General features: G+C 72.6%; 29 protein-coding genes. 5 read left to right on the forward strand and 24 right to left on the reverse strand.

Annotated elements, in window-relative coordinates:
- Nucleotides 1-5 precede the first annotated feature (5 nt).
- The 14 genes from ACIGO6_RS11440 to ACIGO6_RS11505 all read right to left on the reverse strand — a co-directional run bounded on the left by ACIGO6_RS11440 (nucleotide 6) and on the right by ACIGO6_RS11505 (nucleotide 14139).
- Nucleotides 6-917: an ABC transporter permease gene (locus ACIGO6_RS11440; RefSeq protein WP_399874476.1), complete on the reverse strand. Its 912-nt coding sequence runs from the start codon at nucleotides 915-917 to the stop codon at nucleotides 6-8.
- Nucleotides 904-1698, reverse strand: a complete 795-nt coding sequence (locus ACIGO6_RS11445; protein ID WP_399874478.1) for an ABC transporter ATP-binding protein — start codon at nucleotides 1696-1698, stop codon at nucleotides 904-906. The genes ACIGO6_RS11440 and ACIGO6_RS11445 overlap by 14 nt, the downstream gene beginning before the upstream one ends.
- Nucleotides 1699-1733: 35 nt before the next feature.
- Nucleotides 1734-2837: an aliphatic sulfonate ABC transporter substrate-binding protein gene (locus tag ACIGO6_RS11450; RefSeq protein ID WP_399874480.1), complete on the reverse strand. Its 1104-nt coding sequence runs from the start codon at nucleotides 2835-2837 to the stop codon at nucleotides 1734-1736.
- A gap of 239 nt (nucleotides 2838-3076) precedes the next feature.
- On the reverse strand, nucleotides 3077-4432 hold the full coding sequence (locus ACIGO6_RS11455) for a sulfate adenylyltransferase subunit 1 (RefSeq protein WP_399874482.1): 1356 nt from the start codon (nucleotides 4430-4432) through the stop codon (nucleotides 3077-3079).
- Between the two features lie 2 nt (nucleotides 4433-4434).
- Entirely contained in the window at nucleotides 4435-5373 is a 939-nt protein-coding gene (gene cysD / locus ACIGO6_RS11460) for a sulfate adenylyltransferase subunit CysD (RefSeq protein ID WP_399874484.1), read from the reverse strand.
- The gene (cysC, locus tag ACIGO6_RS11465) at nucleotides 5370-5936 is read right to left on the reverse strand and encodes an adenylyl-sulfate kinase (protein ID WP_399874486.1); all 567 of its coding nucleotides are present in this window, start codon (nucleotides 5934-5936) and stop codon (nucleotides 5370-5372) included. Before cysC ends, cysD begins: the two co-directional genes overlap by 4 nt.
- A 2-nt stretch (nucleotides 5937-5938) precedes the next feature.
- Entirely contained in the window at nucleotides 5939-6649 is a 711-nt protein-coding gene (locus ACIGO6_RS11470; protein WP_399874488.1) for a phosphoadenylyl-sulfate reductase, read from the reverse strand.
- Complete coding sequence (locus ACIGO6_RS11475; protein ID WP_399874490.1) at nucleotides 6646-6825, reverse strand: hypothetical protein; 180 nt, start codon at nucleotides 6823-6825, stop codon at nucleotides 6646-6648. Before ACIGO6_RS11475 ends, ACIGO6_RS11470 begins: the two co-directional genes overlap by 4 nt.
- Entirely contained in the window at nucleotides 6822-8519 is a 1698-nt protein-coding gene (gene sirA / locus ACIGO6_RS11480) for a sulfite reductase SirA (protein WP_399874492.1), read from the reverse strand. Before sirA ends, ACIGO6_RS11475 begins: the two co-directional genes overlap by 4 nt.
- A gap of 130 nt (nucleotides 8520-8649) precedes the next feature.
- Complete coding sequence (locus tag ACIGO6_RS11485) at nucleotides 8650-8733, reverse strand: putative leader peptide (RefSeq protein ID WP_310887545.1); 84 nt, start codon at nucleotides 8731-8733, stop codon at nucleotides 8650-8652.
- Between the two features lie 130 nt (nucleotides 8734-8863).
- Nucleotides 8864-9436: a GNAT family N-acetyltransferase gene (locus ACIGO6_RS11490; protein ID WP_399874494.1), complete on the reverse strand. Its 573-nt coding sequence runs from the start codon at nucleotides 9434-9436 to the stop codon at nucleotides 8864-8866.
- A gap of 42 nt (nucleotides 9437-9478) precedes the next feature.
- Nucleotides 9479-10786 (reverse strand): hypothetical protein, encoded by a 1308-nt coding sequence (locus ACIGO6_RS11495; RefSeq protein WP_399874496.1) that lies wholly within the window; start codon nucleotides 10784-10786, stop codon nucleotides 9479-9481.
- 174 nt (nucleotides 10787-10960) lie between these two features.
- The gene (locus ACIGO6_RS11500) at nucleotides 10961-12250 is read right to left on the reverse strand and encodes a GAF domain-containing protein (protein ID WP_399874498.1); all 1290 of its coding nucleotides are present in this window, start codon (nucleotides 12248-12250) and stop codon (nucleotides 10961-10963) included.
- A 245-nt stretch (nucleotides 12251-12495) separates the two neighbouring features.
- Nucleotides 12496-14139 carry an acyl-CoA dehydrogenase family protein gene (locus ACIGO6_RS11505; RefSeq protein WP_399874500.1) on the reverse strand — a complete coding sequence of 548 codons (1644 nt, stop codon included), beginning with the start codon at nucleotides 14137-14139 and terminating at the stop codon, nucleotides 12496-12498.
- Nucleotides 14140-14238: 99 nt separating this feature from the next.
- Here ACIGO6_RS11505 and ACIGO6_RS11510 point away from each other — a divergent pair, with 99 nt between their 5' ends.
- Nucleotides 14239-15432, forward strand: coding sequence for a YihY/virulence factor BrkB family protein (locus ACIGO6_RS11510; protein WP_399874502.1), 1194 nt, complete (start codon nucleotides 14239-14241; stop codon nucleotides 15430-15432).
- Between the two features lie 15 nt (nucleotides 15433-15447).
- On the opposite strand, the gene ACIGO6_RS11515 is transcribed toward ACIGO6_RS11510, so the two are convergent.
- Nucleotides 15448-16326, reverse strand: coding sequence for an NmrA family transcriptional regulator (locus ACIGO6_RS11515; RefSeq protein ID WP_399874504.1), 879 nt, complete (start codon nucleotides 16324-16326; stop codon nucleotides 15448-15450).
- Between the two features lie 81 nt (nucleotides 16327-16407).
- Between ACIGO6_RS11515 and ACIGO6_RS11520 the strand changes: the two genes are divergently transcribed.
- On the forward strand, nucleotides 16408-17343 hold the full coding sequence (locus ACIGO6_RS11520; protein WP_399874506.1) for an AraC family transcriptional regulator: 936 nt from the start codon (nucleotides 16408-16410) through the stop codon (nucleotides 17341-17343).
- A gap of 10 nt (nucleotides 17344-17353) precedes the next feature.
- A complete protein-coding gene (locus ACIGO6_RS11525; RefSeq protein WP_399874508.1) occupies nucleotides 17354-18043 on the forward strand; it encodes a helix-turn-helix domain-containing protein in 690 nt (229 codons plus the stop codon).
- On the opposite strand, the gene ACIGO6_RS11530 is transcribed toward ACIGO6_RS11525, so the two are convergent.
- The gene (locus ACIGO6_RS11530) at nucleotides 18023-18427 is read right to left on the reverse strand and encodes a VOC family protein (RefSeq protein WP_399874510.1); all 405 of its coding nucleotides are present in this window, start codon (nucleotides 18425-18427) and stop codon (nucleotides 18023-18025) included. The genes ACIGO6_RS11525 and ACIGO6_RS11530 overlap by 21 nt on opposite strands.
- Nucleotides 18428-18520: 93 nt before the next feature.
- Between ACIGO6_RS11530 and ACIGO6_RS11535 the strand changes: the two genes are divergently transcribed.
- Nucleotides 18521-19216: a hypothetical protein gene (locus tag ACIGO6_RS11535; protein ID WP_399874512.1), complete on the forward strand. Its 696-nt coding sequence runs from the start codon at nucleotides 18521-18523 to the stop codon at nucleotides 19214-19216.
- Between the two features lie 56 nt (nucleotides 19217-19272).
- Here ACIGO6_RS11535 and ACIGO6_RS11540 read toward each other — a convergent pair whose 3' ends face one another.
- From ACIGO6_RS11540 to ACIGO6_RS11565, 6 genes are all read right to left on the reverse strand, one after another.
- Complete coding sequence (locus ACIGO6_RS11540) at nucleotides 19273-20115, reverse strand: ABC transporter permease (protein ID WP_399874514.1); 843 nt, start codon at nucleotides 20113-20115, stop codon at nucleotides 19273-19275.
- Nucleotides 20112-21050 carry an ABC transporter ATP-binding protein gene (locus ACIGO6_RS11545; RefSeq protein WP_399874516.1) on the reverse strand — a complete coding sequence of 313 codons (939 nt, stop codon included), beginning with the start codon at nucleotides 21048-21050 and terminating at the stop codon, nucleotides 20112-20114. The genes ACIGO6_RS11540 and ACIGO6_RS11545 overlap by 4 nt, the downstream gene beginning before the upstream one ends.
- Complete coding sequence (locus ACIGO6_RS11550) at nucleotides 21047-21400, reverse strand: transcriptional regulator (protein WP_399874518.1); 354 nt, start codon at nucleotides 21398-21400, stop codon at nucleotides 21047-21049. Before ACIGO6_RS11550 ends, ACIGO6_RS11545 begins: the two co-directional genes overlap by 4 nt.
- Nucleotides 21397-21909 carry a hypothetical protein gene (locus ACIGO6_RS11555; RefSeq protein ID WP_399874520.1) on the reverse strand — a complete coding sequence of 171 codons (513 nt, stop codon included), beginning with the start codon at nucleotides 21907-21909 and terminating at the stop codon, nucleotides 21397-21399. The genes ACIGO6_RS11550 and ACIGO6_RS11555 overlap by 4 nt, the downstream gene beginning before the upstream one ends.
- A 74-nt stretch (nucleotides 21910-21983) precedes the next feature.
- A complete protein-coding gene (locus ACIGO6_RS11560; RefSeq protein ID WP_399874522.1) occupies nucleotides 21984-23048 on the reverse strand; it encodes a LacI family DNA-binding transcriptional regulator in 1065 nt (354 codons plus the stop codon).
- Nucleotides 23049-23173: 125 nt separating this feature from the next.
- Nucleotides 23174-23512 carry an STAS domain-containing protein gene (locus ACIGO6_RS11565; protein WP_399874524.1) on the reverse strand — a complete coding sequence of 113 codons (339 nt, stop codon included), beginning with the start codon at nucleotides 23510-23512 and terminating at the stop codon, nucleotides 23174-23176.
- 172 nt (nucleotides 23513-23684) lie between these two features.
- Between ACIGO6_RS11565 and ACIGO6_RS11570 the strand changes: the two genes are divergently transcribed.
- Entirely contained in the window at nucleotides 23685-25187 is a 1503-nt protein-coding gene (locus ACIGO6_RS11570) for a carboxylesterase/lipase family protein (RefSeq protein WP_399874526.1), read from the forward strand.
- Here the strand turns inward: ACIGO6_RS11570 and ACIGO6_RS11575 are convergent.
- Both ACIGO6_RS11575 and ACIGO6_RS11580 read right to left on the reverse strand, forming a co-directional pair.
- Complete coding sequence (locus tag ACIGO6_RS11575; protein WP_399874528.1) at nucleotides 25144-25314, reverse strand: DUF397 domain-containing protein; 171 nt, start codon at nucleotides 25312-25314, stop codon at nucleotides 25144-25146. The genes ACIGO6_RS11570 and ACIGO6_RS11575 overlap by 44 nt on opposite strands.
- A complete protein-coding gene (locus tag ACIGO6_RS11580; RefSeq protein WP_399874530.1) occupies nucleotides 25311-26129 on the reverse strand; it encodes a helix-turn-helix domain-containing protein in 819 nt (272 codons plus the stop codon). Before ACIGO6_RS11580 ends, ACIGO6_RS11575 begins: the two co-directional genes overlap by 4 nt.
- Between the last annotated feature and the right edge of the window lie 39 nt (nucleotides 26130-26168).

The raw sequence follows: 26168 nt of genomic DNA on the forward strand, positions 1-26168 counted from the left end.
GTACCTCAGCTCCTCACCAGCAGACCGCGGCTGCGCAGCACCCACCGCTCCAGCGGGCTGAAGATCAGCAGGTCGATGGCGATGCCGACGAACAGGATGAGCAGGATCGCCTCGAACACCATGGCCATGTCGCTGGCGTTGCGGCCGTTCTCCAGCAACTGACCCAGGCCCACCCCGAGGTCGGGGAAGGACGCGATGATCTCGGCGGCCATCAGCGAACGCCAGGAGAACGCCCAGCCCTGCTTCAGCCCCGCCACATAGCCGGGCAGCGCGGCCGGCAGCACGATGTGCCAGGTGCCCTTCAGCCCCGTCGCGCCCAGTGTGCGCCCCGCCCGCAGGAAGAGCGGGGACACCTGGTCGACGCCGGAGACCAGACCGTTGGCGATCGAGGGCACCGCGCCCAGCAGGATGACGGCGTACATCATCGAGTTGTTCAGGCCCAGCCAGATCACAGCCGGCGGCACCCAGGCCACCGACGGCAGCGACTGGAGGCCGGACAGGATCGGCCCGATCGCGGCGCGCACGAACTTCACCCGCGCCACCAGCAACCCCAGCGGGGTGCCGATCAGCAGGGCGAAGCAGAAGCCGAGCAGGCCGCGCGAGACGCTGGTCCAGATGTAGCCGAGCAGCTCGCCCTGGAGCCAGGCCTGGTGGACGACGTCCCACACGTCGGACGGCGCGGGCAGTTTCGTCGGGTCGTCGACGATCTTGAAGGAGACGAGGCCCTGCCACACCGCCAGCACCAGCAGCACGGCGACGGTCGGCGGCAGGATCTTCTCCACGAAGGTCTGCCGGAAGGGCTTGCGGCCTCGCTGCACCGTCTCCAGTGCGTCCAGGCCCGCCTCCAGACCGGCGAGATCGCCGCCGTCCTTGGCACCGCCCTCCTTGGCGGGACGCGTCGTGTCAGTGCTGGCCATGGCGGCGGATCTCCCCACGCAGTTCTTCGGTGATCTCGACGGACAGTTCCGCGACCTCGGCGTCCTCGATGCGGCGCGGCTGCGGGATACCGACCGTCCATTCCCGCGCCACCCGCCCCGGACGCGACGACAGCAGCACCACGCGCTCCGCGAGCCGGACCGCCTCGCGCACGTTGTGCGTGACGAAGAGGACGGACAGCTGTGTCTCGCGCCAGATCCGCGTCAGCTCGTCGTGCAGCACGTCCCTGGTGATGGCGTCCAGCGCCGCGAACGGCTCGTCCATCAGCAGCAGCTTGCTCTCCTGGGCGAGCGCCCGGGCCATCGCGACCCGCTGGCGCATACCGCCCGACAGTTCGTGCACCCGCTTGCCGTACGCGCCCTTCAGCCGGACGAGCTCCAGCAGCTCCTCCGCCTTGTCGCGCCGCTCCGACTTGGGCACGCCGCGCAGCTTCAGCGCGAGCTCGATGTTCTTGCCCGCGGTCAGCCACGGGAACAGCGCGTGCTCCTGGAACATCAGGGCCGGCCGCCCGTCCGTGGCGATCGTGCCGGCGCTCGGCTCGTCCAGGCCCGCCACCAGGTTCAGCAGCGTGGACTTGCCGCAGCCGGATGCCCCCAGGAGGGTGACGAACTCGCCGGGCGCGACATCGAGAGTGATGTCGTCCAGCACGAGCTGCTGCCCGGCGGGGCCTGCGAACGACTTCGAGACGTGCTCGATCCGGGCGGCGTGCGTGACCGCCGCGGTGCCCTCGTCGGCCTTGGCGAGGGTCGTGGTCGTGGCCATGGTCGTCACCTCCTGGGAATGGTCGGGATCCGCGCTTACTTGACGCCGAGACCGGCGTCGTCGACCGCGGGCTCGCCCTTGGCCTTGAGGACCTTGTTGAGGAGCGTGAGGTCGTAGATGCCCTTGAGGTCGGGCTGCTCCAGCAGGCCGGCCTTGACGGCGTGCTCCGCCTGGGCGTCGAGGGTGGCGGCCAGCGGGTCGTCGGTGAGTTCGATCGACTCCCAGGCCGGGTCCAGGACCTCGGCCGGCAGCGCCTTGCCGGTGTCCTTCTCCAGCTGCTTGTTGGCCGCGGCCTTGGCCTCGTCCGGGTTTGCCTTGATCCACTCGTTGGTGTCGGCCGAGGCCCGCAGCACGGCCTCGACGGCCTTGGGGTGCTCCTCCAGGAACTTCTGCGACACGATGATGTTCGTGATCACGAACTTCTTGTCCGGCCACAGCGTCGACTCGTCCAGCAGCACCTTGCCGCCCTCGGCGACCAGCTTGGACGCGGTCGGCTCGGGCACCCAGGCACCGTCCAGCGAACCGGCCTTGTAGGCGTCGGGGGTGACCTTGTTGTCACTGCGGACGACCGTGACGTCGCCCTTGCCGCTCTGCGCGTCGACCTTCCAGCCCTGCTCGGCGATCCAGTTCAGGAACGCCACGTCCTGCGTGTTGCCGAGCTGCGGGGTCGCGATGCGCTTGCCCTTGACGTCCTTCAGGGACTTGATCTTGTCGGGGTTGACCACGAGCTTCACCCCGCCGGAGGCCGAACCGCCGATGATGCGGAGGTTCTTGCCGCCCGACTTGGTGTAGCCGTTGATCGCCGGGGACGGGCCGATCCAGCCGATGTCGATGGAGCCGGAGTTCAGCGCCTCGATCTCGGACGGGCCCGCGTTGAAGGTCGCGTACTTGGCCTCGGTGCCGCCCAGCGCCTTCTGGAAGAAGCCCTTCTGGTTGCCGACCAGCGGCGTGGCGTGGGTGACGTTGCCGAAGTAGCCGATCCGCACGGAGTCCAGACCGTCGATCTTCTCCGCGCCCGCCGCGACCTTGGCGGTGTCGTCCTCCTTCGCCTGGGAGCCGTAGCCGCAGGCGGCCAGGGTGAGGAGGGGGAGCGCGGCTATGACCGCCAGGGTGCGGCGCAGAGCGGTGGTGGCAGGCACGGGAGGTGTTCCTCTCGTTGGTCCGGCTCGCACGCCTGTCGGTTGGTCCGAGGTGTCAGGTCGTGGCCGGGAGGTCGGCAGGTTTGCGTCTACGGCGGTGGGGGGTGAGGGCGCGCGAGCGGTGCGCGTACGTCACCGCGCACATCGCGCCACTCCGCCCTGCCCGCTGCCGAGAGCACCGCTGCCCACGCGGCCGCCCTCCTTGGCGAACGTGGAGTAGAAGTCGGGGGAGCCCATGCTCAGAAGTCCCACCCGTCGTCGTCCGCCTCGTCCTTGACCGGCTCCGGCGCGGCGAAGGACTCGCCGACCATGCCAGCGGTGAGCGTGGTGCCGTCGCTCGGGTCGATCAGGATGAAGGAACCGGTGCGGCGGGAGTCGGCGTAGGAGTCGGCGGGCAGCGGCTCCGCCGTACGGATCTTGACCCGGCCGATGTCGTTCGCGACGAGCTGTCCGGGGTGCGGGTGCAGCGACAGGTCGTCCAGCGTGAGCCGGGCGGGGATGTCCTTGACGATCGCCTTCACCGTGCGGGTGCCGTGCTTGATGAGCACGCGGTGGCCCACGGTCAGCGGGGCGTCGGCGACGTGGCAGACGGTCGCCTCGACGTCCTGGGTGGTGGCCGGCGCGTCCTTGCGGGGCACGATCAGGTCCCCGCGCGAGACGTCGATGTCGTCCTCGAGCAGCAGCGTCACCGACTGGGGCGTCCAGGCGGTGTCGACCGGCTCGCCCAGCAGGTCGATGCCGGACACCTTCGAGGTGCGGCCCGACGGCAGCACGGTGACCTCGTCGCCGACGCGGAAGGTGCCGGCGGCGATCTGACCCGCGTAACCGCGGTAGTCGGGGTGCTCGGCGGTCTGCGGGCGGATCACGTACTGGACGGGCAGCCGGGCGTGGCAGTGCGCCAGGTCGTGGCTGACCGGGACGGACTCCAGGTGCTCCAGGACCGTCGGGCCGCCGTACCAGTCCATGACCGCCGACGGCTCCACCACGTTGTCACCGGCGAGCGCCGAGATCGGGATCGCGGTGACCTCGGGGACGCCCAGCTCGGTCGCGTACGCCGTGAACTCCTCGGCGATCGCGGCGAACACGGGCTCCTTGTAGTCGACCAGGTCCATCTTGTTGACGGCGAGGACGACGTGCGGGACGCGCAGCAGGGCGGCGATCGCGGCGTGCCGGCGGGTCTGCTCGACGACGCCGTTGCGGGCGTCGACCAGGATCACCGTCAGCTCGGCGGTGGAGGCGCCGGTGACCATGTTCCGGGTGTACTGCACGTGCCCGGGGGTGTCGGCCAGGATGAACCGGCGGCGCGGGGTGGCGAAGTAGCGGTACGCCACGTCGATGGTGATGCCCTGCTCGCGCTCGGCCCGCAGGCCGTCGGTGAGCAGCGCGAGGTCCGGGGCCTCCTGGCCGCGGCTCGCGGAGGCGCGCTCCACGGCCTCCAGCTGGTCGACGAGGACCGACTTGGAGTCGTGCAGGAGGCGGCCCACCAGGGTGGACTTGCCGTCGTCGACGGACCCGGCGGTGGCGAACCGCAGCAGGGTGGTCTCCGACAACTGCTCGACCGACAGGGGCTCGACGGGTTCGGTGGTGCTGGTCATCTTTAGAAGTACCCCTCGCGCTTGCGGTCTTCCATCGCGGCCTCGGAGAGCTTGTCGTCGGCGCGCGTCGCGCCGCGCTCGGTGAGCCGGGAGGCGGCGATCTCCGCGATCACCTTCTCGATGCTGTCGGCGTCGGAGTCGACGGCGCCGGTGCAGGACATGTCGCCGACGGTGCGGTAGCGCACCCGGCGCTTCTCCACGCTCTCGCCGTCCTTGGGGCCGCCCCATTCGCCGGCGGTCAGCCACATGCCGCTACGGGCGAAGACCTCACGCTCGTGCGCGTAGTAGATCTCCGGCAGCTCGATGTTCTCGCGGGCGATGTACTGCCACACGTCCAGCTCGGTCCAGTTGGAGAGCGGGAAGACCCGGACGTGCTCGCCGGGGGCGTGCCGGCCGTTGTACAGGTTCCACAGCTCGGGGCGCTGCCGGCGCGGGTCCCACTGGGAGAACTCGTCGCGCAGCGAGAACACCCGCTCCTTGGCCCGGGCCTTCTCCTCGTCGCGGCGCCCGCCGCCGAAGACGGCGTCGAACTTCTCCGCCTGGATCTTCTCGGTCAGCGGCAGCGTCTGCAGCGGGTTGCGGGTGCCGTCCGCGCGCTCCTTGAGCACACCCCGGTCGATGTAGTCCTGCACGGAGGCGACGTGCAGCCGCAGCCCGTACTTCTCGACCGTGCGGTCGCGGTAGTCGAGGACCTCCGGGAAGTTGTGCCCGGTGTCGACGTGCAGCAGGGAGAACGGCACGGCGGCGGGGGCGAACGCCTTCAACGCCAGGTGCAGCATGAGGATGGAGTCCTTGCCGCCGGAGAAGAGGATCACCGGCCGCTCGAACTCGCCCGCCACCTCGCGGAAGATGTGCACCGCCTCGGACTCGAGGGCGTCGAGGTGGGAGAGGGCGTACGGACCGGCCGTACCCTCCCTGACCGCAGCGACGGTCGTCGTCATGCCAGTCCCCTTTCGGTGAGCAGGGCGTGGACCGCCGCGGCGGACTCCTGGACGGTCTGGTCCTGCGACTCGATGCGCAGGTCGGGCGTGACGGGCTCCTCGTACGGGTCGTCGACCCCGGTGAGCCCCGTCAGCTCACCCGCGGCCTGCTTGGCGTACAGGCCCTTCACATCGCGCACCGAGCACACCTCGACCGGGGTGGCCACGTGCACCTCCACGTACGCCGTGCCGTTCGCCTCGTGGCGCTCGCGCACCGCGTCCCGGCTGTCCGCGTACGGGGCGATCACCGGGACCAGCGCCGTGACGCCGTTGCGGGCGAGCAGTTCGGCGACGAAGCCGATGCGCTGCACGTTGGTGTGCCGGTCCTCGCGGCTGAAGCCGAGGCCCGCCGAGAGGAACTCGCGGATCTCGTCGCCGTCGAGGAGCTCGACGCGGTGGCCCTCCTCGCGCAGCCGGCCGGCCAGCTCGTACGCGATGGTGGTCTTGCCGGCGCTCGGCAGACCCGTGAGCCAGACGGTGGCTCCGGTCGTCACGTGGTTCTCCTGAATCTCAGTGGTCGTCATGGTCAGCCGTGCAGTCCGCACTCGGTCTTGGAGCGGCCCGCCCAGCGTCCGGCGCGGGCGTCCTCGCCCTCCAGCACACGTCGGGTGCAGGGCGCGCAGCCCACGGAGGCATAGCCGTCCATCAGCAGCGGGTTGGTGAGGACGCCGTGCTCGGCCACGTACGTTTGCACATCTTCCTGTGACCAGGCTGCGATGGGGGAGATCTTCACCTTGCCCCGCTTCTCGTCCCAGCCGACGACCGGAGTGTTCGCCCGGGTCTCGGACTCGTCGCGGCGCAGACCGGTCGCCCAGGCCTGGTAGCCCCTGAGGCCCTCCTCCAGCGGCTTCACCTTGCGCAGCGCGCAGCACAGGTCGGGGTCGCGGTCGTGCAGCTTGGGGCCGTACTCGGCGTCCTGCTCGGCGACCGTCTGGCGCGGGGTGAGCGTGATGACGTTCACGTCCATCACGGCCTCGACCGCGTCCCGGGTGCCGATGGTCTCCGGGAAGTGGTAGCCGGTGTCGAGGAACACCACGTCCACGCCGGGCAGGGCGCGGGAGGCGAGGTGGGCGACGACCGCGTCCTCCATGGAGGAGGTCACGCAGAAGCGGCTGCCGAACGTCTCGGCGGCCCACTGGAGGATCTCCAGCGCGGAGGCGCCCTCCAGCTCGCGGCCCGCCCGCTCGGCGAGCGCCTTGAGTTCCTCGGTCGTACGCTCTTCCTGAACCGCCGTCATATCGGTTCCTCTCCCGTGGAGTTGGGCTGAAGACCCCGGGCGAGCAGCCCGAGGAACTTCAACTGGAATGCGCGGTTGCACGCCCCGCATTCCCAGGCGCCGTGACCTTCCTCGTGCGGACGCAGGTCCTCGTCCCCGCAGTAGGGGCAGTAGAAGGGCGCGGCACGCTCCGTCATGACAGGGCCTCCTCGGAGGCGCGGGCCGCCCAGGTGGCGAAGCGCTCGCCGTCCTCGCGCTCGGCCTCGTAGCGCTTGAGGACGCGCTCGACGTAGTCCGGCAGCTCCTCGGCCGTCACCTTCAGGCCGCGCACCTTGCGGCCGAAGCCCGGCTCCAGGCCGAGCGCACCGCCCAGGTGCACCTGGTAGCCCTCGACCTGCTCGCCCTCGGCGTTCAGGACCAGCTGGCCCTTGAGGCCGATGTCGGCGGTCTGGATGCGGGCGCAGGCGTTGGGGCAGCCGTTGAGGTTGATGGTGAGGGGCTCGTCGAACTCCGGCAGACGGCGCTCCAGCTCGTCGATGAGCGAGGCGCCGCGCGCCTTGGTCTCGACGATGGCGAGCTTGCAGAACTCGATGCCGGTGCAGGCCATGGTGCCGCGCCGGAAGGTGGAGGGCCGGGCGGTGAGGTCCAGCGCCTCCAGGGACTCCACCAGGGAGTCGACCTGCCCCTCCTCGACGTCGAGGACGATCATCTTCTGCTCGACGGTGGTGCGCACCCGGCCCGAGCCGTGCGCCTCCGCCAGGTCGGCGACCTTGGTCAGGATCGTGCCGTCGACGCGGCCGACGCGCGGGGCGAAGCCGACGTAGAAGCGGCCGTCCTTCTGCCGGTGCACGCCGATGTGGTCCCGCCAGCGGCTCGTCGGCTCGGCGGGCGCCGGACCGTCGGTCAGCTTGCGCTCGAGGTACTCGTCCTCCAGCACCTGGCGGAACTTCTCCGCGCCCCAGTCGGCGACCAGGAACTTCAGGCGGGCGCGGTTGCGCAGCCGCCGGTAGCCGTAGTCACGGAAGATCGAGATGACGCCCTCGTAGACGTCGGGCACGTCCTCGATCGGCACCCAGGCGCCCAGGCGCACACCCAGCTTGGGGTTGGTGGACAGGCCGCCGCCGACCCACAGGTCGAAGCCCGGCCCGTGCTCGGGGTGGCGGACGCCGACGAACGCGACGTCGTTGATCTCGTGCACCACGTCCAGCACCGGCGACCCGGAGATCGCGGTCTTGAACTTCCGCGGGAGGTTCGAGTACGCCTTGTTGTTCAGGACGCGGCGCTTCATCTCCTCCAGCGCCGGCGTGCCGTCGATGATCTCGTCCTCGGCGATGCCCGCGACCGGGGAGCCGATCATCACGCGGGGCGTGTCGCCGCAGGCGGTCACCGTGGACAGGCCGACGGCCTCCAGGCGGTTCCAGATCTCGGGCACGTCCTCGATCCGGATCCAGTGGTACTGCACGTTCTGCCGGTCGGTGATGTCGGCGGTGCCGCGCGCGAACTCCTGCGAGATCTCGCCGATGACACGCAGCTGCGTGGTGGTCAGCGCGCCGCCGTCGATGCGGACGCGGAGCATGAAGTAGCTGTCGTCCAGCTCCTCCGGCTCGAGGACGGCCGTCTTTCCGCCGTCGATGCCCTGCTTGCGCTGGGTGTACAGACCCCACCAGCGCATGCGTCCGCGCAGGTCACCGGGGTCGATCGAGTCGAAACCCCGCTTGGAGTAGATCGTCTCAATACGTGTCCGTACGTTGAGACCGTCGTCGTCCTTCTTGGTCTGCTCGTTGCCGTTGAGCGGGGTGAAGTGACCGGCCGCCCACTGACCCTCGCCGCGGTGACGGCTCACCTTGCGGCGGGGGGTCGCGGCAGCAGGATTCGGCGGGGTGGCGGCCATGGTTGTGACACGTCCTTCGGGACAGGCGGAAAGCGGCTCTGACCTGCGCGTACGGGCGCACGGGCATAGTGCGCGTCATTGCGCGGGAATGAGGCGAAGACAGGAAATCCGGTAGTGCTGGAGGGTGCTCTCAGCGGGCCGGACAGATGGCGCTGGACATGCGGCCGAGGTCGACGTGCCGCCGACTCACCAAGGCAATTCCAGTTCCAGGCATGACGGAAGACTGGCACGGCGATCTGGACACAGTCCAGCTTAATCCAAAATGTGGACACCCTTGTCTCGTCGGGCGAGACAAGGGTGTCCAGGATCACATGTGGGGCCCGGGGGCCCGGTCAGGCGGTCGGTCAGGCGGGGAACGCTCCCGGCCAGGGGCCGGGAGTCGCCACGTCGGCCTCCTCCTCCACCTTGGTGTCGAACAGGCGGAAGCCGCGGCGCTGGTAGTTGTCCATCGCGTACTCGCCGTCCTTGCTGCACGTGTGCAGCCACACCCGCTTGGTCGTGGCCAGCCCCGGCCAGCGGTCCGCCAGGTCCCAGGCGCGGGCGGTGCCGTACGAGAGCAGGTGGCCGCCGATGCGCCGGCCCCGGAAGGCCGGGATCAGACCGAAGTACTCGATCTCCACGACCCCGTCGTCCCCGGGCGTCAGCTCCACGTACCCGGCGGGCGTGCCGTGGTCGTAGGCGACCCAGGTCTCCACGCCGGGCCGCTCCAGGTGCTCCCGCCACCGCGCGTAGTCCCAGCCCAGCCGGTCCGTCCAACGGATGTCGCCGCCGACCGAGGCGTACAGGAAGCGGCTGAACTCGGGGGAGGGCACCTCGGAGCGGACGATCCGGACGTCCCCCTCCGGTGCGGCGGCCGGCAGCAGATCGGTCGGCGCCGTCTGCTCCAGGGACCAGGTGGTCACGGCGATGTTGGTCATGCCGGTCAGAAAATCATCCGCCCGGGAGATCTGTCGATCCCGTCAGTGCAGCGCGTCCTCGACCGACCTCAGCGGCACGGCGAAGAGCATGTGGCCCGACTGCGACCAGACCTCACCGGTCTGCGCCCAGTGCGACAGGGAGCCCGCCGGTCGGCTCCAGCACCGCTGCGAGTGGTCCGCTCCGCACTCCACGGCCCGCGCGCCCTCCGTGTCCAGCCGCCACAGGGTCCCGCGCCCGTTCTGTCCGCCGGCCGCCCGCCCCAGGTACCAGTCGGACCGATCCGCGCCGGGCGGGCGGTGCGACAGCACGCCCCCCACCTCGGCCGCCCCGGTCTCGTACGCCTCCACCGCCTCGACGCGCCCGGCGGAGTCCGCGGCCGGCAGTCCGGAGCGGGCCGGGTCCGTGCTGAACGCGTAGCGCCACAGCCGGGTGGGCCGGTCGCCCTCCGCGGACACCCGCTCGCTCGCCACCAGGCCGGCGGGGACCGTGCTGCGGTCCAGGGAGATCGCGCCGGGGCGTGCGGCGCCGTCGGCGGCGGAGAGCCGGTACGAGGCGACGGCGGGCAGTACGTACGGGTGGCCGTTCGCCGCCCAGCCCCCGGGCACCCGCCCGACGGCGTCCGCCCGCGTGGTGACCCGCTGGATCCGGTCCATGTCGTACACGAACAGCGCCTCGCGGTCCCCGGCGCCGCTGGTGACCAGCAGCTTGTCCTGGTACCAGACCATGCCGGAGACGGGGGAGGCGAGCCCCCGGTAGTCCTGGCCGCCGTCGACCGGGACGGCGAGAAGGGCCGAGGCGTAGCTCAGACGGCCGGCGTCGTCGGCGTCGACGAAGGAGACCCGCGCGAGTCCGCCCTCGGGCGTGCCGTCGTCGCGGCTCCAGGCGGACAGGACGACGCGGTGGGCGCCCCAGCGGCCGTCCGCCTCGGCGTCACCGGAGGTGGTGACCGCACCGGGACGCCAGCCCGCGGTGTCGGCGTCGTCCCAGCAGTAGGCGCGGGTGGCGGCGGGGGAGACCGGCAGCGCCTCCCGCTCCCCGGTCGTGCAGTCGGCGGCGCCGCGCAGGGTGCGGTCGGCGGAGTCGAGGACGGCGTCGACGCCCACCGGTTCACCCATCGCGGAGGAGAGCCGGTCGAGCCAGGCGGCCGGTACGCGGTGCTCCGTCAGCCGCAGCGCGTCGGTCTCGGCGGCGGAGGTGAGGGGCTTCAGGGCGCCGGGATCGTCGGCGACCGTGGCCTGCGAGGCGCTGATCATCGTGGCGGCGCCGGTCAGTGCGAGGGCCGCCGCGGCCAGGGTGGCGCGCACTGCCCTGCCCCGTCTGCGCCGGCGGTGTCTGCCGCGCTGCTTCATAGAACACCTCCACAGGCACCGGACCAACTGATCGTGACGGTCCTTGTGTTGACCGTGGCGCAGCTGGGGCGGTCCGTAGAGGATGCTACGACAGACGGACGGGTTCGCGGACGCGGACGCTGCAAATATGCGTAGTCCAGCCGTATGTGCGGCCATCCGGGGCGCGCCGGCCGTTCAGAGTGCCGGTACCGGCCCCCGGCGTTCCGCCACCGCCGGTGCCGCCGAGTGGGGAAGCAGGTCGCGGGGGTCGTCCGGGAGGAGCACCTCGACCTCGGCGGCTTCGCAGAAACGATACGGCCGATGCTCCAGGTAGGCCCCGAGGTACCTCCGCACCCGCGACATCTCCGCCCGTACCGTCACCGTGCGGGCCGGGTCCCCGAACATGTCCCGGGCCAGCCCCGCGGCGCTGCGGCCACCACGGTGGACGGCCAGCAGATACAGCAACTCGGCGTGCCGCGGACTCAGTTCCCGGTCCCAGGCCTCCGCACCGGTCAGCACCCGCACCGACCAGCGGCGCCGCTGTCCGAGATCCAGCACGATCCGGACGGCGCCCTGCGCCACCGGCCCCTCGGCGGCCCGCACCAGCCACCCCTCCGCCAGCGGCTCCACCGTGCACGCCCCGAACGACGGCAGCCAACCGGTCCCCGCCGCCGGGGACTTGGGCAGCGCCACGCGGTCCACGTACGGCATGCCCGTCACCGCCGCCGTCCAGCCGTCCCGGTCCACCACCAGGGCCCGCCCCTCCAACCGGGCCAGCACCGGCGCCCCCACCGTCCGCAGCCGCTCCAGCGACCGGACGTGCAGTTCGCGCAGCCGGGCCTCGGCGAGCTTGGCCACCGAGTCGACCCAGGCGAGTGTGGCCGGGTGCATCGTCTCCAGCGGTCCGCTCACGTCGACGACGCCGAGCAGCCGGCCGTTGCGCGGATCCGTGATGGGCGCCCCCGCGCAGGTCCAGGTCGCCTGGGACCGTACGAAGTGTTCGGAGGCGAAGACCTGTACGGGCCGCCGGGTGACCGCCGGGGTGCCCACGCCGTTGGTGCCGACCACGTCCTCCCGCCAGTCCGCGCCGAGTTCGAAACCGAGCCCGTCGGCCCTGCGCAGCACCGGCGTGCTGCCCTCCCGCCACAGCACCCGGCCGTCGTCGTCGGCGACCACCATGATGTGGTGGGCGACGTCCGCGACCGACAACAGCCCCTCCCGCAACACCGGCAGCACATGCCGCAGCGCCGAGGACTCCCGCCGCCGCTGCACCTCCTCCGGGGACAGCAGCCCGGAACGGAAGTCGTGCTCCGGATCGACCCCGCTGCGCAGCATCCGCTCCCAGGACTGCTCGATCACCGGACGCGGCGCCACCGGAGCGCGCCCGCCAGAGAGCCTGGCGGAGCGGACGTCGCTGAGCATCCGTGCCGCACGCGCCGTGTCGACGGCGGCGAACTGCGTCACGTCCATCGGCGAGAGCGCCACTGGTCCCCGTCCTCCCGGAAGCCGGATGTTCGTCTCGTACTGACCGCTTTCCCCTGACACGAGAACACAGTCCGCGCACAGTCGGCAGCAAGTTGCAACCCCCTGCAACCCTGGTGGGCGGCCTTCGTGGTGCCTGAAACTTGAACCACGCCGTCCCGAGCGGCGTACGCGGCCCGAACAGGCCCGTGTGGCGGGGGTGGTGCCGTGTCGGCGCAGCACCACCCCCGCGCCGCGCGGCGGCGGTCTCAGACCGCCGGCCGGGCCCGCTCCACCACCGACGCCAGATCGAGCGTCGGCGGCAGCGTGCCGAAGGCCGCGCCCCCGTCACCGCCCAGCCGCGCGGCGCAGAACGCGTCGGCGACCTCCGGCGGCGCGTACCGCACCAGCAGCGCCCCCTGGAGCACCAGCGCCAGCCGCTCCACGAGCCGCCGCGCCCGCCCCTCGGCGGCCTCCAGATCCGCCAGGTCCGTCAGCAGGTCCCGGATCGCCCCGTCCAGGCGGTGATCGGCGCCGCGCGCCAGGCCGACCTCGGTGAGGTACGCGTCCAGCGCCAGCGGTTCCCGCCCCAGCGCCCGCAGCACGTCGAGGGCCTGCACGTTGCCCGCGCCCTCCCAGATGGAGTTCAGCGGCGACTCGCGCACCAGCCGGGGCAGCCCGGACTCCTCGACGTACCCGTTGCCGCCCAGGCATTCGGCGGCCTCCACCGCCACCGGTGCGCACCGCTTGGTCACCCAGTACTTCGCCGCCGGGACCGCCAGCCGCAGCAGCGCCCGCTCCCGCTCGTCCCCGCCCTCGGCGGCGTCGCAGGCCGCGGCCAGCCGCAGCGCGAGCGTGGTGGCGGCCTCCGACTCGAGCGCGAGATCCGCGAGCACGTTGCGCATCAGCGGCTTGTCGATCAGCTTCCCGCCGAAGGCCTCCCGGTACGCGCAGTGGTGCACCGCCTGCGCCACGGCCTGCCTCATCAGCCCCGCCGAGCCCAGCACGCAGTCGAGCCGGGTCGCCGCCACCATGTCGATGATGGTGCGCACCCCGCGCCCCTCCTCGCCGACCCGGCGCGCCCAGGTCCCGGCGAACTCGACCTCGGCCGAGGCGTTGGACCGGTTGCCCAGCTTGTCCTTGAGCCGCTGGATCAGGAACACGTTGCGGGTGCCGTCCGCCAGCACGCGCGGCACCAGGAAGCAGGTGAGCCCGCCCGGAGCCTGCGCCAGCACCAGGAACCCGTCCGACATCGGCGCCGAGCAGAACCACTTGTGGCCGGTCAGCTCGTACGTGCCGTCCTCGGCCAGCGGCCGGGCGGCCGTGGTGTTGGCCCGCACGTCGCTGCCGCCCTGCTTCTCCGTCATGCCCATCCCGAACAGGGCACCGGCCTTCAGACGGGCGGGCCGCAGCTCACGGTCGTACACCTGCGAGGTCAGCCGCGGCTCCCACTCGGCGGCGAGGTCCGGGTCGGTCCGCAGGGCCGGCACCGCCGCGTGGGTCATCGACAGCGGGCAGCCGTTGCCGGCCTCGACCTGCGTCCACATGAGGAAACCGGCCGCGCGCCGCACCTGGCCGCCCGGCCGGGACCAGGCCGCCGTCAGCCCCGCCGAGACGCCCTTGCCCAGCAGCCGGTGCCAGGCCGGGTGGAAGTCGACCTCGTCGGCGCGGTGGCCGTAGCGGTCGTGGGTGCGCAGGACCGGCGGGTTCGCGTTGGCCAGCGCACCCCACTCCTGCGTCTGGGCCGATCCGCAGCTGCGGCCCAGGCCCGACAGCTCCGCCCGCGCCTCCTCGCGCAGCCGAGGCGCCAGATGGCGTTCGACCGCCTCCGACAACGCCCGGTCGGCGGTGAAGACGTCGTAGCCGACCAGCGGCGGGACCTGGTTCGTCACGATGTGGGTACTGCCTGCCATGACCGCGAACCTATCGCGCCCAGGGACGGGAGGGGGCTGTCGCGGGCCCGACGGAGTCCGCGGATGAGTGCGGTCCCCCGCGACGGATACCTTTAGGGCGTGCAGCCAGCAAGTGAATCCCCCGAACGGCCCTCCGGCCGGCTCCATCGCGCCCGGGTTCTGTATCGGAACGTCTCCAAACGCAGGACCGCCTGGCTGCTGCTCAAGGACACCGTCAACTCGTGCATGGAGTACCGCATCCTCGGCCTCGCCGCCGAGGCCGCGTTCTTCACCCTGCTGTCCGTGCCGCCCCTGCTGCTGAGCGTCCTCGGCCTGCTCGGCTACGTCGACCTGTGGATCGGCGCCGACACCACCGAGAGCCTGCGCGCCAACATCCTGGACGCCTCCCGCGCGGTGCTCTCCGAGCGGGGCGTCCGGCAGATCACCGAGCCGATCCTGGACGACGTGACGAAGGGCGGAAGACCCGACGTCATCTCCCTCGGATTCCTGTTCGCCCTGTGGTCGGGCTCCCGCGCGGTGAACGTCTTCATCGACACCATCACCGTGATGTACGGCCTCGACGGCGTCCGGGGCATCGTCAAGACGCGCCTGATGGCCTTCCTGCTCTTCCTCGTCGCGCTGCTCATCGGGTCGGTCGCGCTGCCACTGATGGTGGCCGGTCCGGACGCCGTGGTGCGGGTCGTGCCGTGGTCGACGACGGTCGTCCAGGTGCTGTACTGGCCGGTCGTCATCATCCTGTCCGTCGCCTTCCTGACCACGCTCTACCACGTCTCCGTGCCCGTGCGCTCCCCGTGGATCGAGGACGTGCCCGGCGCGCTGGTCGCCCTCGCCATGTGGGTGCTCGGCAGCTTCCTGCTGCGCATCTACCTCACCAGCACCGTCGAGGGCCCCACCATCTACGGCTCGCTCGCCGCGCCCGTCGCCGTGCTGCTGTGGATCGGCGTGTCCGCGTTCGCCGTGCTCGTCGGGGCCGCGGTCAACGCGGCCATCGACCGCGTGTGGCCGGCCGCCGCCACCGCCGCGGCCCGCGAGGCCAACGAGCGGCTGCGGCGGGCCCAGGTCGCCGAGTACGTGGCCCGCGCCGCCGCGAGCGGCGACGCGGACCCCGACATGCCCTCCGAGTTCCCGGAACGCTGGTCCCGCTTCCTGCCCCCCGAGGACGTCACGGCCCGCCTGCGCACCCACGTGAAGAACACGCCGCCCGCGGACCACAACAAGGCGAACAACAACAAGGCGAGCAACAACAGGGCGAACCACGGCAACACGCATCACGACAAGCCGGAGGCGTCGTAGCGGACCCGCCGCTGCCTAGTGTGGGCCGGACGCGTCCGGAGCCCACGCCCCCGCCGCCACCTCCTCCCGCACGAAGTCCCCGAAGTCCCGCGGCGCCCGGCCCAGGACCTGCTGGACGCCGTCCGACAGATGGGCGTTGCGGCCGTCGAGCAGGGCGCCGAACAGCTCCACGAGGAACGCGACCTCCTCCGTGGGCACCCCGAACCCGGCCAGGTTCTCGCCGTAGGCGTGCGGCGAGACGGCGCGGTACGTCAGCGGGCGGCCCGCCTCCTTCGCGATCTCGGCGACCGCCTCCGCGAAGGTCAGCAGCCGGGGCCCCGAGACCTCCAGCACCCGCCCGGCACACCGCTCCCCGGAGGTCAGGGCCGCCACCACCACGTCCGCGACGTCCCGCAGGTCCACGAACGGCTCCCGGGCCTCGTAACCCGCCGGGAACACCAGCTCCCCGTGCTGCCGCAGCTCCTCCACCAGCGGCCCCTCGCTGAAGTTCTGCGCGAACCAGGCGGCCCGTACGACCGTCCAGTCGGCGCCCGACCCGGCCAGCGCCTCCTCGGTGGGCCGCGCCTGCTCCTCGCCCCGCGCCGACAGCAGCACCAGCCGCCGTACGCCGAGCCCGGCCGCCTCCCGCGCCAGCGCCCCGACCGCGCCCGCGGCGTCGGGGGCGCCGACGTCCGTGGGATACGCCAGGTAGGCCGCGTCGGCGCCGCGCAGGACGTCCGCCCAGGTCGACCGGTCCCGCCAGTCGAAGCCGGTGGCCCGGGACGCCGCCCGCACGGTCAGCCCCGCCGCCCGCGCCGCCTCGGCCACCCGCCGCCCGGTACGCCCGGACGCCCCCGTCACCACGACCGTCATGCCCGATTGCGTACTCATGTCCACGTTGCCGTTGTCCGTCATGGCTCCCAGTCAACTGCCGGGCGCCGTACGTTCCCATCGCCGAACGGCTCGCGGGCATACGCGTGCGTCTACGCTGACGCCATGGACGCACTCGCCGGTCTGCTGGAGGGCCCCCGCGCCCGGGGCGCGTTCATGATCCGTGCCTGTTTCGACCCGCCGTGGGCCGTGCGCGTCGAGGACCGGGCGCCGCTGACGGTGATGCTGATGGTCCGCGGCGACGCCTGGATCGTGCCGGACACGGGGGAGCGGCTGCGGCTGCGGGCCGGGGACCTCGCCATCGCGCGCGGCCCCGATCCCTACACCTGCGCCGACGATCCCGCCACGGCGCCGCAGGCGGTGATCCTGCCGGGCGGCGCGTGCAGCTACCCCGACGGACGCCCCCTCAACGGCTCGATGGACCTCGGCGTACGCACCTGGGGCGATCGGCCCGACGCCGGTGCGGTCCTGCTGATCGGCACCTACCTGGTGCGCGGCGAGATCGGCGGCCGGCTGCTGGACGCCCTGCCGCCGCTGCTGTCCCTCACCTCCGACCAGTGGGACTGCCCGCTGACGCCGCTGCTGATGACCGAGGTGACGCGGGACGAGCCGGGCCAGGAGGTCGTCCTGGACCGCCTCCTCGACCTGCTGGTCATCGCCGTGCTACGGGCCTGGTTCGCCGGCCCGCGGGCCGAGCCGCCCGCCTGGTACCGCGCCCTGGGCGACCCGGTCGTGGGCCGGGCGGTGCGGCTGATCCAGGACGACCCGGCGCACCCCTGGACGGTCGCGTCCCTCGCCGCCAAGGCCGGGGTGTCCCGCGCCGCGCTCGCCCGCCACTTCACCGACCTGGTGGGCGAGCCCCCGATGGCCTACCTCACCGGCTGGCGCCTCGCCCTCGCCGCCGACCGGCTGCGCGACACCGGGGACACGCTCGGCGCGATCGCCCGCCAGGTCGGCTACGGCAGCGCGTTCGCCCTCTCCACGGCCTTCAAGCGGGTGTACGGCGTCAGCCCCCAGGAGTACCGGACCCCGGCGGCGTAGCCTGGCACGCGTGTATGCGGAACGCGCCTCCCGGCTGACCGGCGCGGTGGTGTGGACCAGCACCCCGACCGGAGCCGGCCCGGGACGTGTCCTGCCGGACGGCTGCATGGACCTCCTCTGGTACGACGGCCGGCTCCTGGTCGCGGGCCCCGACACCCGCGCCCACGTCACCGACGGCGCCCCCGGCACCTGGGCGGGCGTGCGCTTCTACCCCGGCACCGCCCCCGCGCTCCTCGGCGTCCCCGCGCACGAACTGCGCGACCGGCGCGTCGAACTCACCGACCTCTGGCCGGCCGCAGAGGTGCGGCGCCTGACGGCGCGGGTGAACGCGGCCCCCGACCCGGCGAGCGGGCTGGAGGAGGCGGCGCTGTCCCGGGCGGCCGCCACCGAACCCCCCGACCCGTTGCTGCGCCGCATCGTGGCCGCCCTCGACGCGGGCCGGCCGGTCGCCGCCACCGCCGACGAACTGGGCGTGGGCGCCCGCCAGTTGCACCGCCGCTCGCTGACGGCCTTCGGCTACGGCCCCAAGACGCTGGCCCGCGTCCTGCGCCTCCAGCGCGCCCTCGCCCTGGCCCGCGCCGGCACACCACTGGCCGAGACGGCCGCCCGGGCGGGTTTCGCGGACCAGGCGCATCTGGCGCGGGACGTACGCGAGTTGGCGGGCGTGCCGACCGGAGAGCTACTCGGCCGGCGCGGCTAGCGGCGCGAACAGGTCGACCCCGTGGCCGTCCGGGTCGTTCACGACGGCGTAGCGCTGCCCCCAGACGGCGTCCCAGGGCTTGAGCTCGCCGTGGCAGCCGGCGCCGGTCAGCTCCTCGTAGAGCGCGTCGACCTCGGCCGGCGTGTCGCACAGCAGGGCGAGCGAGTGCCGCCCGCCGCCCGCCGGCGGCTGCCACCCGGGATGGAAGGAGCGGACGGTCTCCTCGGTGTCGAGCAGCAGCCGGATCCCGCCCGGCAGCTCGGCCTCTGCGTGCGGCTGGTCCTCGGCGCCCTCGGGGAACGCGAAACCGAGCCGGCGGTAGAAGGTCACGGACGCGGCCATGTCGGAGACGACGAGGCCGATGGCGTTGAATCGTGCGGTCATGGGGCCACCGTAGGCAGCAGGTGCGGGCCCGGTCTTGAAAGAATCGGACACGTGGGGCCCGGCTGTGGAACACCTGTGCGGCAGGATGGCCGCATGACTCGTCCCACGCGCGTCCTGCCCGTGCTGCTGCTCCTCCCGCTGCTGCTGACCGCCTGCGGCTCCGAGAAGGCGGACGCCGACCCTGCGGCCGGTTCCCCCGCCGGCGCCCCCGACGCCGGAGCCCCCGACGTCGGATCCTCCGAGGCCGCCGCCTCCGACGCCGGCCAGGGCGAAGTCGCCGCCCGCGCGCAGGCGCTGGGCGTGGCGCCCGAGCTGGTCTATGTCACCGAGGCCCCCGGTTTCACCCTCGCCCAGCAGTCCGTCGGCGTCCTCGGCGACGACGGCTTCTCCGCCACCTGGGTCTCCCACGGGACGGGCGCCCAGCTCCGCCTCTCGGTCGACCGGGGATCGATCACCGCCGGCACCTGCCCCGAGCAGCCGGTCGGCGACATGCCCGGCGAGCACACGGCGTGCGAGCGCGACGGCGACGCCTGGTACCGCACCGGTGCCGGACGCCACGAGTACGCCGTGCCCGAGGAGGGCCACGTCGTGCGCGTCTCCGCCGAGGCGGACGCCGTACCGCGCGACGTCCTGCGCGAGGCCGCCCTCGTCGCCCATCGTCCCGACGCGGCCGAGGCCGCCGGCGTCCTGCCCTCCGCGGAACCCGTGCCCAGCACGCCGGTGGAGCGCGGCGACCTCCCCCCGTTCGGGGACGGGGCCCCGAACAACAACGTGGAGGTGGGCGGCTGACCCGAATCCGCCGTCCGGCCCGCCACGCTCCCGCCACCTACGGGTGACGCCCCCGCCTACGCGGACATCGCCGCCTTGCGGTGGCGCGCGGTCAGGCGGGAGCCGGACTCGCGGCGGGCGGCGCGGCGCAGGAGGGGAACGGCCAGGAGGAAGCCGAGGACCGTCCAGGCGGTCAGCACCAGGGCCACCATGGGCAGCTCCCACGAACCGGCCGCCTCGGCGGCCCGCGCGGAGTCCGGCAGCAGCGCCGAACGCAGGCCCTGGGCCATCCACTTGAGCGGGAAGACCGAGGCCACCTGCTGGACCGGCACGGGCAGCGAGGTGATCGGGAAGACCGTTCCGGAGGTGGCCAGCAGACCCATCACGGGCAGCATGATCAACGCCAGCGCCTCGCGCGGGTTGGGCAGCACGGCGCCGATGGCCGCGCCCAGCGGCACGACGGCGAGCAGGCCCAGCGTGGTGACCCACAGCAGCGTCAGCCAGTCCGCCGGCCCCTGCGGCAGCGGCCCGTCCACCAGCGCCGCCGCCGTCAACAGGAGCAGGGCCAGCGTGCCGACCGCCGTGACGACCACCAGCAGGCACTTGGCGACGAGGTAGGCCGGTATCCCGCCGGGTGTCGCGCGCAGCCGCAGCAGGGCGCCCTCCTCCCGCTCGGTCACGAGCATCTGGGGGAGGTTGACCAGCCCGACCTGGAACAGCAGATAGGCGGCGAAGCCCGCGAGGACCAGATGGGCCATCGGCGTGTCGGTGCCGGGCAAGTCGTCGCCGATGTAGCCCGCGACCAGCAGCGCGACGACCACGTTGCTCAGATGGCCGGACAACTCCTTGGGATTGCGCAGGAGGTGCCGCAGTTCGATGGCGCCGCGCTGCAGGCCGGCCCGCCAGTGTGTCCGCCTCATGCGGCCCGCACCTCGCTCGTCACGACCCCGTCCCGTCCGTCGTCCTCGGGGCTGTCCTCCGGGCTGTCCTCTCGGTGCACCATGTGCAGATACGTGTCCTCCAGCGTCGGGCGGCGGACCTCCAGGCCGGGGATCGGGCCGGCCGCGTCCCGGTGGAGCTCCCAGACCAGCCGGGAGGGGTCCTCGGTGCGTTCGCGGCGGACGGTCCCGTCGTCGGCAGTCCAGCGCACCTCGGCCCGTGCGGCGGCCCGCCGGGCCAGTTCCGCGGGGGTGCCGCAGGCCCGGATCCGGCCGCCGACCAGCATGGCGATCCGGTCGGCGAGCCGCTCGGCCTCCACCAGGTCGTGCGTGGTGAGCAGGACGGTGACGCCCTCGTCGCGGGCCAGCCGTTCGACCAGGGTGTGGAACTCGTGCCGCGCCTCGGGGTCGAAGCCGGTCGTCGGTTCGTCCAGGAAGAGCAGCTCGGGGCGGCCGACGATGCCGAGCGCGACGTCGAGTCGCCGGCGCTGGCCGCCGGACAGCTGGTCCACCCGCCGGTCGGCCTGTCCGGTGAGGCCGACCACGGCCAGCAGTTCGGCCGGGTCGCGCGGGTCGGGGTAGTACGTCGCGAAGTGGGTCAGCAGCTCGGCGACGCGCCAGCGGCGGTGGTCGCGCCAGGACTGCAGGACGAGTCCGATACGGCCGCGCCAGGCGTCGTCGCCCCGCGCCGGGTCCGTGCCGAGGACGCGGACCTCCCCGGCGGAGCGCTGCCGGAAGCCCTCCAGGATCTCGACGGTGGTGGTCTTCCCGGCACCGTTGGGCCCGAGCAGGGCGAAGACCTCGCCGCGGTGGACGTCCAGGTCGATACCGCGCAGGACGTCGGTCTCGCCGTACGTCATGGTCAGGTCGCGGGCCTCGATGACGGGCGCCGCGGGCGGTACAGGGGTGTTCGTCATCGTTCCGCCTTCGCGTGGTGCGGCTCGGCGAGTGCCGGCTCGGTCGGTGCCGGGGGCGCGGCGCCCTCGACGATCGCCCGGAGCGCCGCCACGTGCCCTTCGAAGGCGGTGCGCCCGCGGTCCGTCAGCCGTACCCTCGTGCGCCGTCGGCGGCCCCCGCCCTCCTTGTGGATCTCCAGGTATCCGGCCTCTTCCAGGGTGTGGAGCTGCTTGGAGAGCGCGGAGTCGCTGAGCGAGAGGCTGTCGCGGACGAACGCGAAGTCCGCCCACTCGGTGGCGGCGAGGAGCGCGACCACCGACAGTCGGGTGGAGGGGTGGATCAGCTCGTCGAAGCCGGAGGGGGTGCTCACCTGCCCGCCCCCTCGCCGACCGCCCGTTCCCCGCGCCCGCGCAGCGAGCCGGTCGCCCAGCGGTTCGCCGGCCCGACGAACAGCACGAACACGGCCGCCGTGACCGTGGCCCGGACCAGGCTGCCCGTCATCGGCTCCAGGGGCTCGACCAGGTGGCCGGAGAGCAGGATCGTCCCGCCGGTCACCACCGCCGCCGCGACGAAGACCGCGAACGACCGCCAGGTGAAGCGGGAGTGGTGCAGCTGCACCCGGCTCCTGCGATGGTGCACCCGGGCCAGCAGGCCCAGCACCGCGACATACCCGGCGAGCGCCAGCCAGACGCCCCACGTGGGCAGCTCCAGACCCATGCCGACCAGGAAGACCCACATGATCGCGGCCGTGGAGTACGTGGCGCCCGGGCCGCCGGACGCGGAGCGCTCGACCTCGTCGTACACCCTCTCCTGCGGCACCCGGATGCGCTGCAGGTCCCTCCATGCCTGTTCGGCATCCACCGGTGTGCTCACGGCCATCGCCTCCCCGTTCCCGTTTTACTTTCCCACCGGGAAAGCTACCTTTGGCTTTCCCGACAGGCAAGTCGGGGGCGCTAGACGCTGCGCGGCGGTGCCGTGCTCGCGCGTTCCACCAGGCGGGTGGAAAGCTCCGTGCGGGTGCTCTCCGGGTGGTGGCCGTCCATCATCCGCAGCAGCAGGCGCAGGGCGGTGGCCGCCATCTCGGAGAGGGGCTGGCGGACCGTGGTCAGGGCGGGCGTGACCCACCGGGCCTCGGGCAGGTCGTCGAAGCCGACCACGCTCATGTCGTCCGGCACCGCCACCCCCCGCTCGGCCAGCACCTCGTAGACGCCGAGGGCCATCGCGTCCGAGCAGACGAACACGGCCGTCGGCGGAACGGGCAGGTCCAGCAGCTCCCGCATCCGGCGGCGGGACTCGGCCCGGTCGAAACCGGCGTGGCGGACGTACTCGGGGCGATGGCGCACGCCGGCCGAGGTGAGGGCCGAGCGATAGCCGGCGACCCGTGCGCCACTGTCCGGCCTGCGCCGCTGACCGGCGACGACGGCGATCCGCTCGTGCCCGAGCCGCAGCAGATGCTCCGTCGCCGTCACCCCGCCCTGCCAGTTCGCCGCGCCCACGGACACCACGCCCGGCGGCGGCTCCACGGCCGGGTCGATCAGGACGAAGGGGATGCGGTGCTGCTCCAGCCAGGCGTACTGGGCGGCGGTCGGCTCGGCCAGATTGAACAGCACCCCGGACGAACCGCGCACGACGAGCCTCTCCAGCCACCCGCGCTCCGGCCGCAGCACCTCCCGGGGGCCGGCGGGCCGCGAGCGGTTCGGAGCCGCCGAGACGACGACCTCCAGCCCCGCGTCGTACGCCGCCTCCTCCACCCCGTGCAGCACCGCGCCCGACCCCGAGCTCTCCAGGGAGTCCACGACGAGGTCGACCATCCGGGGTGCCTTCGAGGTGTCGAAGCGAGGTCTGCGCACGTAGCCGAGCCGGTCCAGCGCCTCGGCTACGCGGCGACGGGTCTCGGGTGCGACGTCCTCACGGCCGTTGACCACCTTGGACGCGGTCGGCACCGAGACCCCCGCCTCACGGGCCACCACCGCCAGCGTCGGCCCGGCCGACGTGCTCGCACGCGCCGTACGGGCCATGGGGTAACCACCTCACCTCTCCGGCCCGCCCGAGGGCCCGGCGACAGAAAGCACATAGAAAGCGCTTCCTATCCTAGGTTCGCGCGACTGCGGCGGGAAGACCGCGGACCGCCGACGTCCAGCGGCTACTCCGTGAACGTCGCGACGGTGTCGAGGCCGGCGTGCCGCAGGGTGCGGTGAACGGCGGGGTGGGCGCCGTGGACGGTGATCGCTGCCGGTTCCGGCGCCCGGGTGACCGCGCGCAGCAGGGCGTAGGCGCACGCCAGGTCGAGATGATCCAGGTCGCGCATCTCCAGGGTCCACTCCTGTGGGCTGCGCAGACGGGAATCGAGGAGGAGCTCCTCCAGTACGCGCAGCTCATGCGAGTCCAGGACACCGGAGAAGGCCAGAACGGCGTGTTGCCCATCGGCCTCGGTGATGCGTACGGAGTCGGCCTGGCCGGGGTGATGAGGGTCGACGGTCACGACGGCCTCCTCAGTATCACATTGCGGGCGTGTCTTCCATTGTCTCCCAGCGACGTCGCGCGCGATCGACGGTGCCGGAATACGCTCGGGCGCGATGGCGCTCTTGTGTGAGCGGCGAGCGTGATCGGTGAGCGGTGGTGGGAGAGCGCGGCGAAGGGCTGGTGAGCACCCGATGGCAGGCCAGACGGAACCCGTGGTCCATACGCCCCACGGGGCGGTACGCGGCAGACACGAGCGCGGCATCACCGTGTTCCGGGGCATCCCCTACGCGGCGCCCCCCGTCGGCCCCCGCCGCTTCCGGCCGCCCGCACCCCCCGACCCCTGGGACGGCGTCCGCGACGCCACCGCCTTCGGCCCGACGGCCCCCAAACCCCCGTACTCGGAGGCCTTCGCCCAGTACCTCTCCGACCCGGCGATCCCCGGCGACGACTGCCTCAACCTCAACGTCTGGACCCCCGAGCCGAGCCCCGGCGCCCGACTACCGGTCCTGGTCTGGCTGCACGGCGGCGCCCTGACCCGGGGATCGTCCGCCGTGCCCGTGTACGACGGCCACTCCTTCGCCCGCGACGGCGTGGTCTGTGTGTCGCTCAACTACCGACTGGGCGTCGAGGGCTACGGACTGTTCCCGGACGCCCCCGCCAATCCCGGGCTGCGCGACCAGATCGCCGCCCTGGAATGGGTCCGCGACGCGATCGCGGCCTTCGGCGGCGACCCCGACCGGGTCACCCTCGCCGGCCAGTCCGCCGGGGCGATCAGCGTCGGCGCCCTGCTCGCCGCCCCGCGGGCCCAGGGGCTGTTCCGGCGGGCGGTGCTGCAGAGCGGGGCGCCGGAGGCCGGCGAGCGGGACAAGGTGCGGCGGATGGTCCGCCGGATGGCCGCCCGCCTGAAGATCCCCGCCACGGCCGAGTCCTTCGCCGCCGCCGACCGGGACCAGTTGCTGCGCGCCCAGGCCGAGGTGAGCAGGCTCAGCAGCCCCGTCCTGGGCGGGCCCGCCTTCGGCATCGTCGTCGACGGCGACGTGGTCCCCCGTGATCCGCTGGAGGCGCTCGTCGAGGGCGACGTGGCCCGCGGCGTCGACCTGATGATGGGCTGGACCCGCGACGAGTACCGGCTGTGGCTGGTCCCCGGCGGCCTCCTGGAACGCGTCGACCGGCTCGGCGCGGTCGCCCTCGCCGGCGCGCGGGCCCGCTGCCGCTGCGGCACCGAGGTCGTACGCGGCTACCGCGCCCTGTACCCGGACGCCGGCACCGCCGAGACCGTCGGCCAGCTGGTCACCGACCACCTGCTCCGCATCCCGCTGCACCGCCTGGCCGACGCGCGGCCCGGATCGTCCTACGTCTACGAGTTCGCCTGGCCCTCGAACCTGCCCGACCTCGGCGCCTGCCACGCCCTGGAGCTGGGCTTCGTCTTCGACTCCGGGGACGTGCCGGCGTCCCGCAGGCTCGCGGGAGAGGGCGCCCCGCAGGAACTGGCGGACGCGATGCACGGGGCGTGGGTCCGGTTCGCCCGGTCCGGCGACCCCGGCTGGCCGGCCTGGGACGCCACACACCCCGTGCGGGTGTTCGACGCGGGCGAACCGACCGTGACGCACGGTCCGCGCGACGCCGAGTTCGACCTGTGGAAGGCCGACGTCACCATGCGAGGAACGCGGTCCAGGCGTCTGGTGCGACGGTGACGTGTTCCTCCGGGGTTTTGGAGTCGCGGATGTGGATGGCGGTGGGTTCGGTGGCGACCTCTACGCAGTTGCCGCCTTCGTCGCCGCTGTAGCTCGACTTGACCCACTGAAGTGCGGTGCTGCTCATTGCTCTCCCAGGAGACGGTCCAGAAGATCCCTCGTGTCCTCGGGCGTGAGGGCCTGTGACCGCAGCATCGCACACTTCTGGGTGAGGATCGCCACCTCGTCTGGATCAGCGATCAGTTGGCTGCCACGCTGGGTTTCCGCGTAGGCGAGTCGCTGGTGTTCGGGCGTCTCCAACAGCACGAACGGCCCGTTGAGACCGGCGTGGCTCGTACGGTCCTGAGGCAGAACTTGGAACATGAGGCCCGGCAACTCCGAGCACACACGCAGGTGTCGGAGCTGCTCCGCCCAGACCTCCCGCCCGCCGATGGGTGCCCGGACGACCGGCTCCCAGACCACGAAACAGGTGATCGGCGGTCCCTTGCGGTGCAGGATGCCCTGACGCTCGATACGCGCTGTCGCCAACTGGGCGATCTTGTCTTCGTCGTAGAACGGCACGCGGCTGCGGAACACCGCCCACGCGTACGCCTCCGTCTGGAGCAGCCCCGGCAACACCTGGTTCTCGTACGACGAGATGGTGATGGCCTCCCGCTCCCTGTCCAGGAACTCCTCCGCCCACAGCGGCACGAGATCCACCTCCGGCATCCTGCTCAGCGCAGTCGACAACGCCCCCTTGGTCTCCAGGAGTTCGTCGAGTTGCTCGGCGAGATCCGGCTTCAGGGGGCGTCTGCCCTGTTCGATCGAGGCGATCTGCTGCTCGCCGATGACGAAGCGCTCGCCCAGTGACCTCTGTGTGTGTCCGGCGGCCTGGCGGTAGAGGGCGAGCAGCGCCCCCACCATCTTCATCGCGGAGGCGTTCCTCCGTGTCGTCGTGCCCATGAGGTCGAACTCCCCACCCGCGCGCGTACGTTCACCAGG

Origin of the sequence: Streptomyces sp. NPDC053750, from assembly GCF_044544295.1 — a bacterium.
Lineage (GTDB): Bacteria > Actinomycetota > Actinomycetes > Streptomycetales > Streptomycetaceae > Streptomyces.

Bases quoted from the DNA above. Each gene is read 5' to 3' on its own strand.
- ACIGO6_RS11440 (WP_399874476.1), bottom strand. From the start codon at position 917: ATGGCCAGCACTGACACGACGCGTCCCGCCAAGGAGGGCGGTGCCAAG.
- ACIGO6_RS11445 (WP_399874478.1), bottom strand. From the start codon at position 1,698: ATGGCCACGACCACGACCCTCGCCAAGGCCGACGAGGGCACCGCGGCG.
- ACIGO6_RS11455 (WP_399874482.1), bottom strand. From the start codon at position 4,432: ATGACCAGCACCACCGAACCCGTCGAGCCCCTGTCGGTCGAGCAGTTG.
- cysD (WP_399874484.1), bottom strand. From the start codon at position 5,373: ATGACGACGACCGTCGCTGCGGTCAGGGAGGGTACGGCCGGTCCGTAC.
- cysC (WP_399874486.1), bottom strand. From the start codon at position 5,936: ATGACGACCACTGAGATTCAGGAGAACCACGTGACGACCGGAGCCACC.
- ACIGO6_RS11470 (WP_399874488.1), bottom strand. From the start codon at position 6,649: ATGACGGCGGTTCAGGAAGAGCGTACGACCGAGGAACTCAAGGCGCTC.
- ACIGO6_RS11475 (WP_399874490.1), bottom strand. From the start codon at position 6,825: ATGACGGAGCGTGCCGCGCCCTTCTACTGCCCCTACTGCGGGGACGAG.
- sirA (WP_399874492.1), bottom strand. From the start codon at position 8,519: ATGGCCGCCACCCCGCCGAATCCTGCTGCCGCGACCCCCCGCCGCAAG.
- ACIGO6_RS11485 (WP_310887545.1), bottom strand. From the start codon at position 8,733: ATGCCTGGAACTGGAATTGCCTTGGTGAGTCGGCGGCACGTCGACCTC.
- ACIGO6_RS11490 (WP_399874494.1), bottom strand. From the start codon at position 9,436: ATGACCAACATCGCCGTGACCACCTGGTCCCTGGAGCAGACGGCGCCG.
- ACIGO6_RS11495 (WP_399874496.1), bottom strand. From the start codon at position 10,786: ATGAAGCAGCGCGGCAGACACCGCCGGCGCAGACGGGGCAGGGCAGTG.
- ACIGO6_RS11505 (WP_399874500.1), bottom strand. From the start codon at position 14,139: ATGGCAGGCAGTACCCACATCGTGACGAACCAGGTCCCGCCGCTGGTC.
- ACIGO6_RS11515 (WP_399874504.1), bottom strand. From the start codon at position 16,326: ATGACGGACAACGGCAACGTGGACATGAGTACGCAATCGGGCATGACG.
- ACIGO6_RS11520 (WP_399874506.1), top strand. From the start codon at position 16,408: ATGGACGCACTCGCCGGTCTGCTGGAGGGCCCCCGCGCCCGGGGCGCG.
- ACIGO6_RS11530 (WP_399874510.1), bottom strand. From the start codon at position 18,427: ATGACCGCACGATTCAACGCCATCGGCCTCGTCGTCTCCGACATGGCC.
- ACIGO6_RS11535 (WP_399874512.1), top strand. From the start codon at position 18,521: ATGACTCGTCCCACGCGCGTCCTGCCCGTGCTGCTGCTCCTCCCGCTG.
- ACIGO6_RS11540 (WP_399874514.1), bottom strand. From the start codon at position 20,115: ATGAGGCGGACACACTGGCGGGCCGGCCTGCAGCGCGGCGCCATCGAA.
- ACIGO6_RS11545 (WP_399874516.1), bottom strand. From the start codon at position 21,050: ATGACGAACACCCCTGTACCGCCCGCGGCGCCCGTCATCGAGGCCCGC.
- ACIGO6_RS11555 (WP_399874520.1), bottom strand. From the start codon at position 21,909: ATGGCCGTGAGCACACCGGTGGATGCCGAACAGGCATGGAGGGACCTG.
- ACIGO6_RS11560 (WP_399874522.1), bottom strand. From the start codon at position 23,048: ATGGCCCGTACGGCGCGTGCGAGCACGTCGGCCGGGCCGACGCTGGCG.
- ACIGO6_RS11570 (WP_399874526.1), top strand. From the start codon at position 23,685: ATGGCAGGCCAGACGGAACCCGTGGTCCATACGCCCCACGGGGCGGTA.
- ACIGO6_RS11575 (WP_399874528.1), bottom strand. From the start codon at position 25,314: ATGAGCAGCACCGCACTTCAGTGGGTCAAGTCGAGCTACAGCGGCGAC.
- ACIGO6_RS11580 (WP_399874530.1), bottom strand. From the start codon at position 26,129: ATGGGCACGACGACACGGAGGAACGCCTCCGCGATGAAGATGGTGGGG.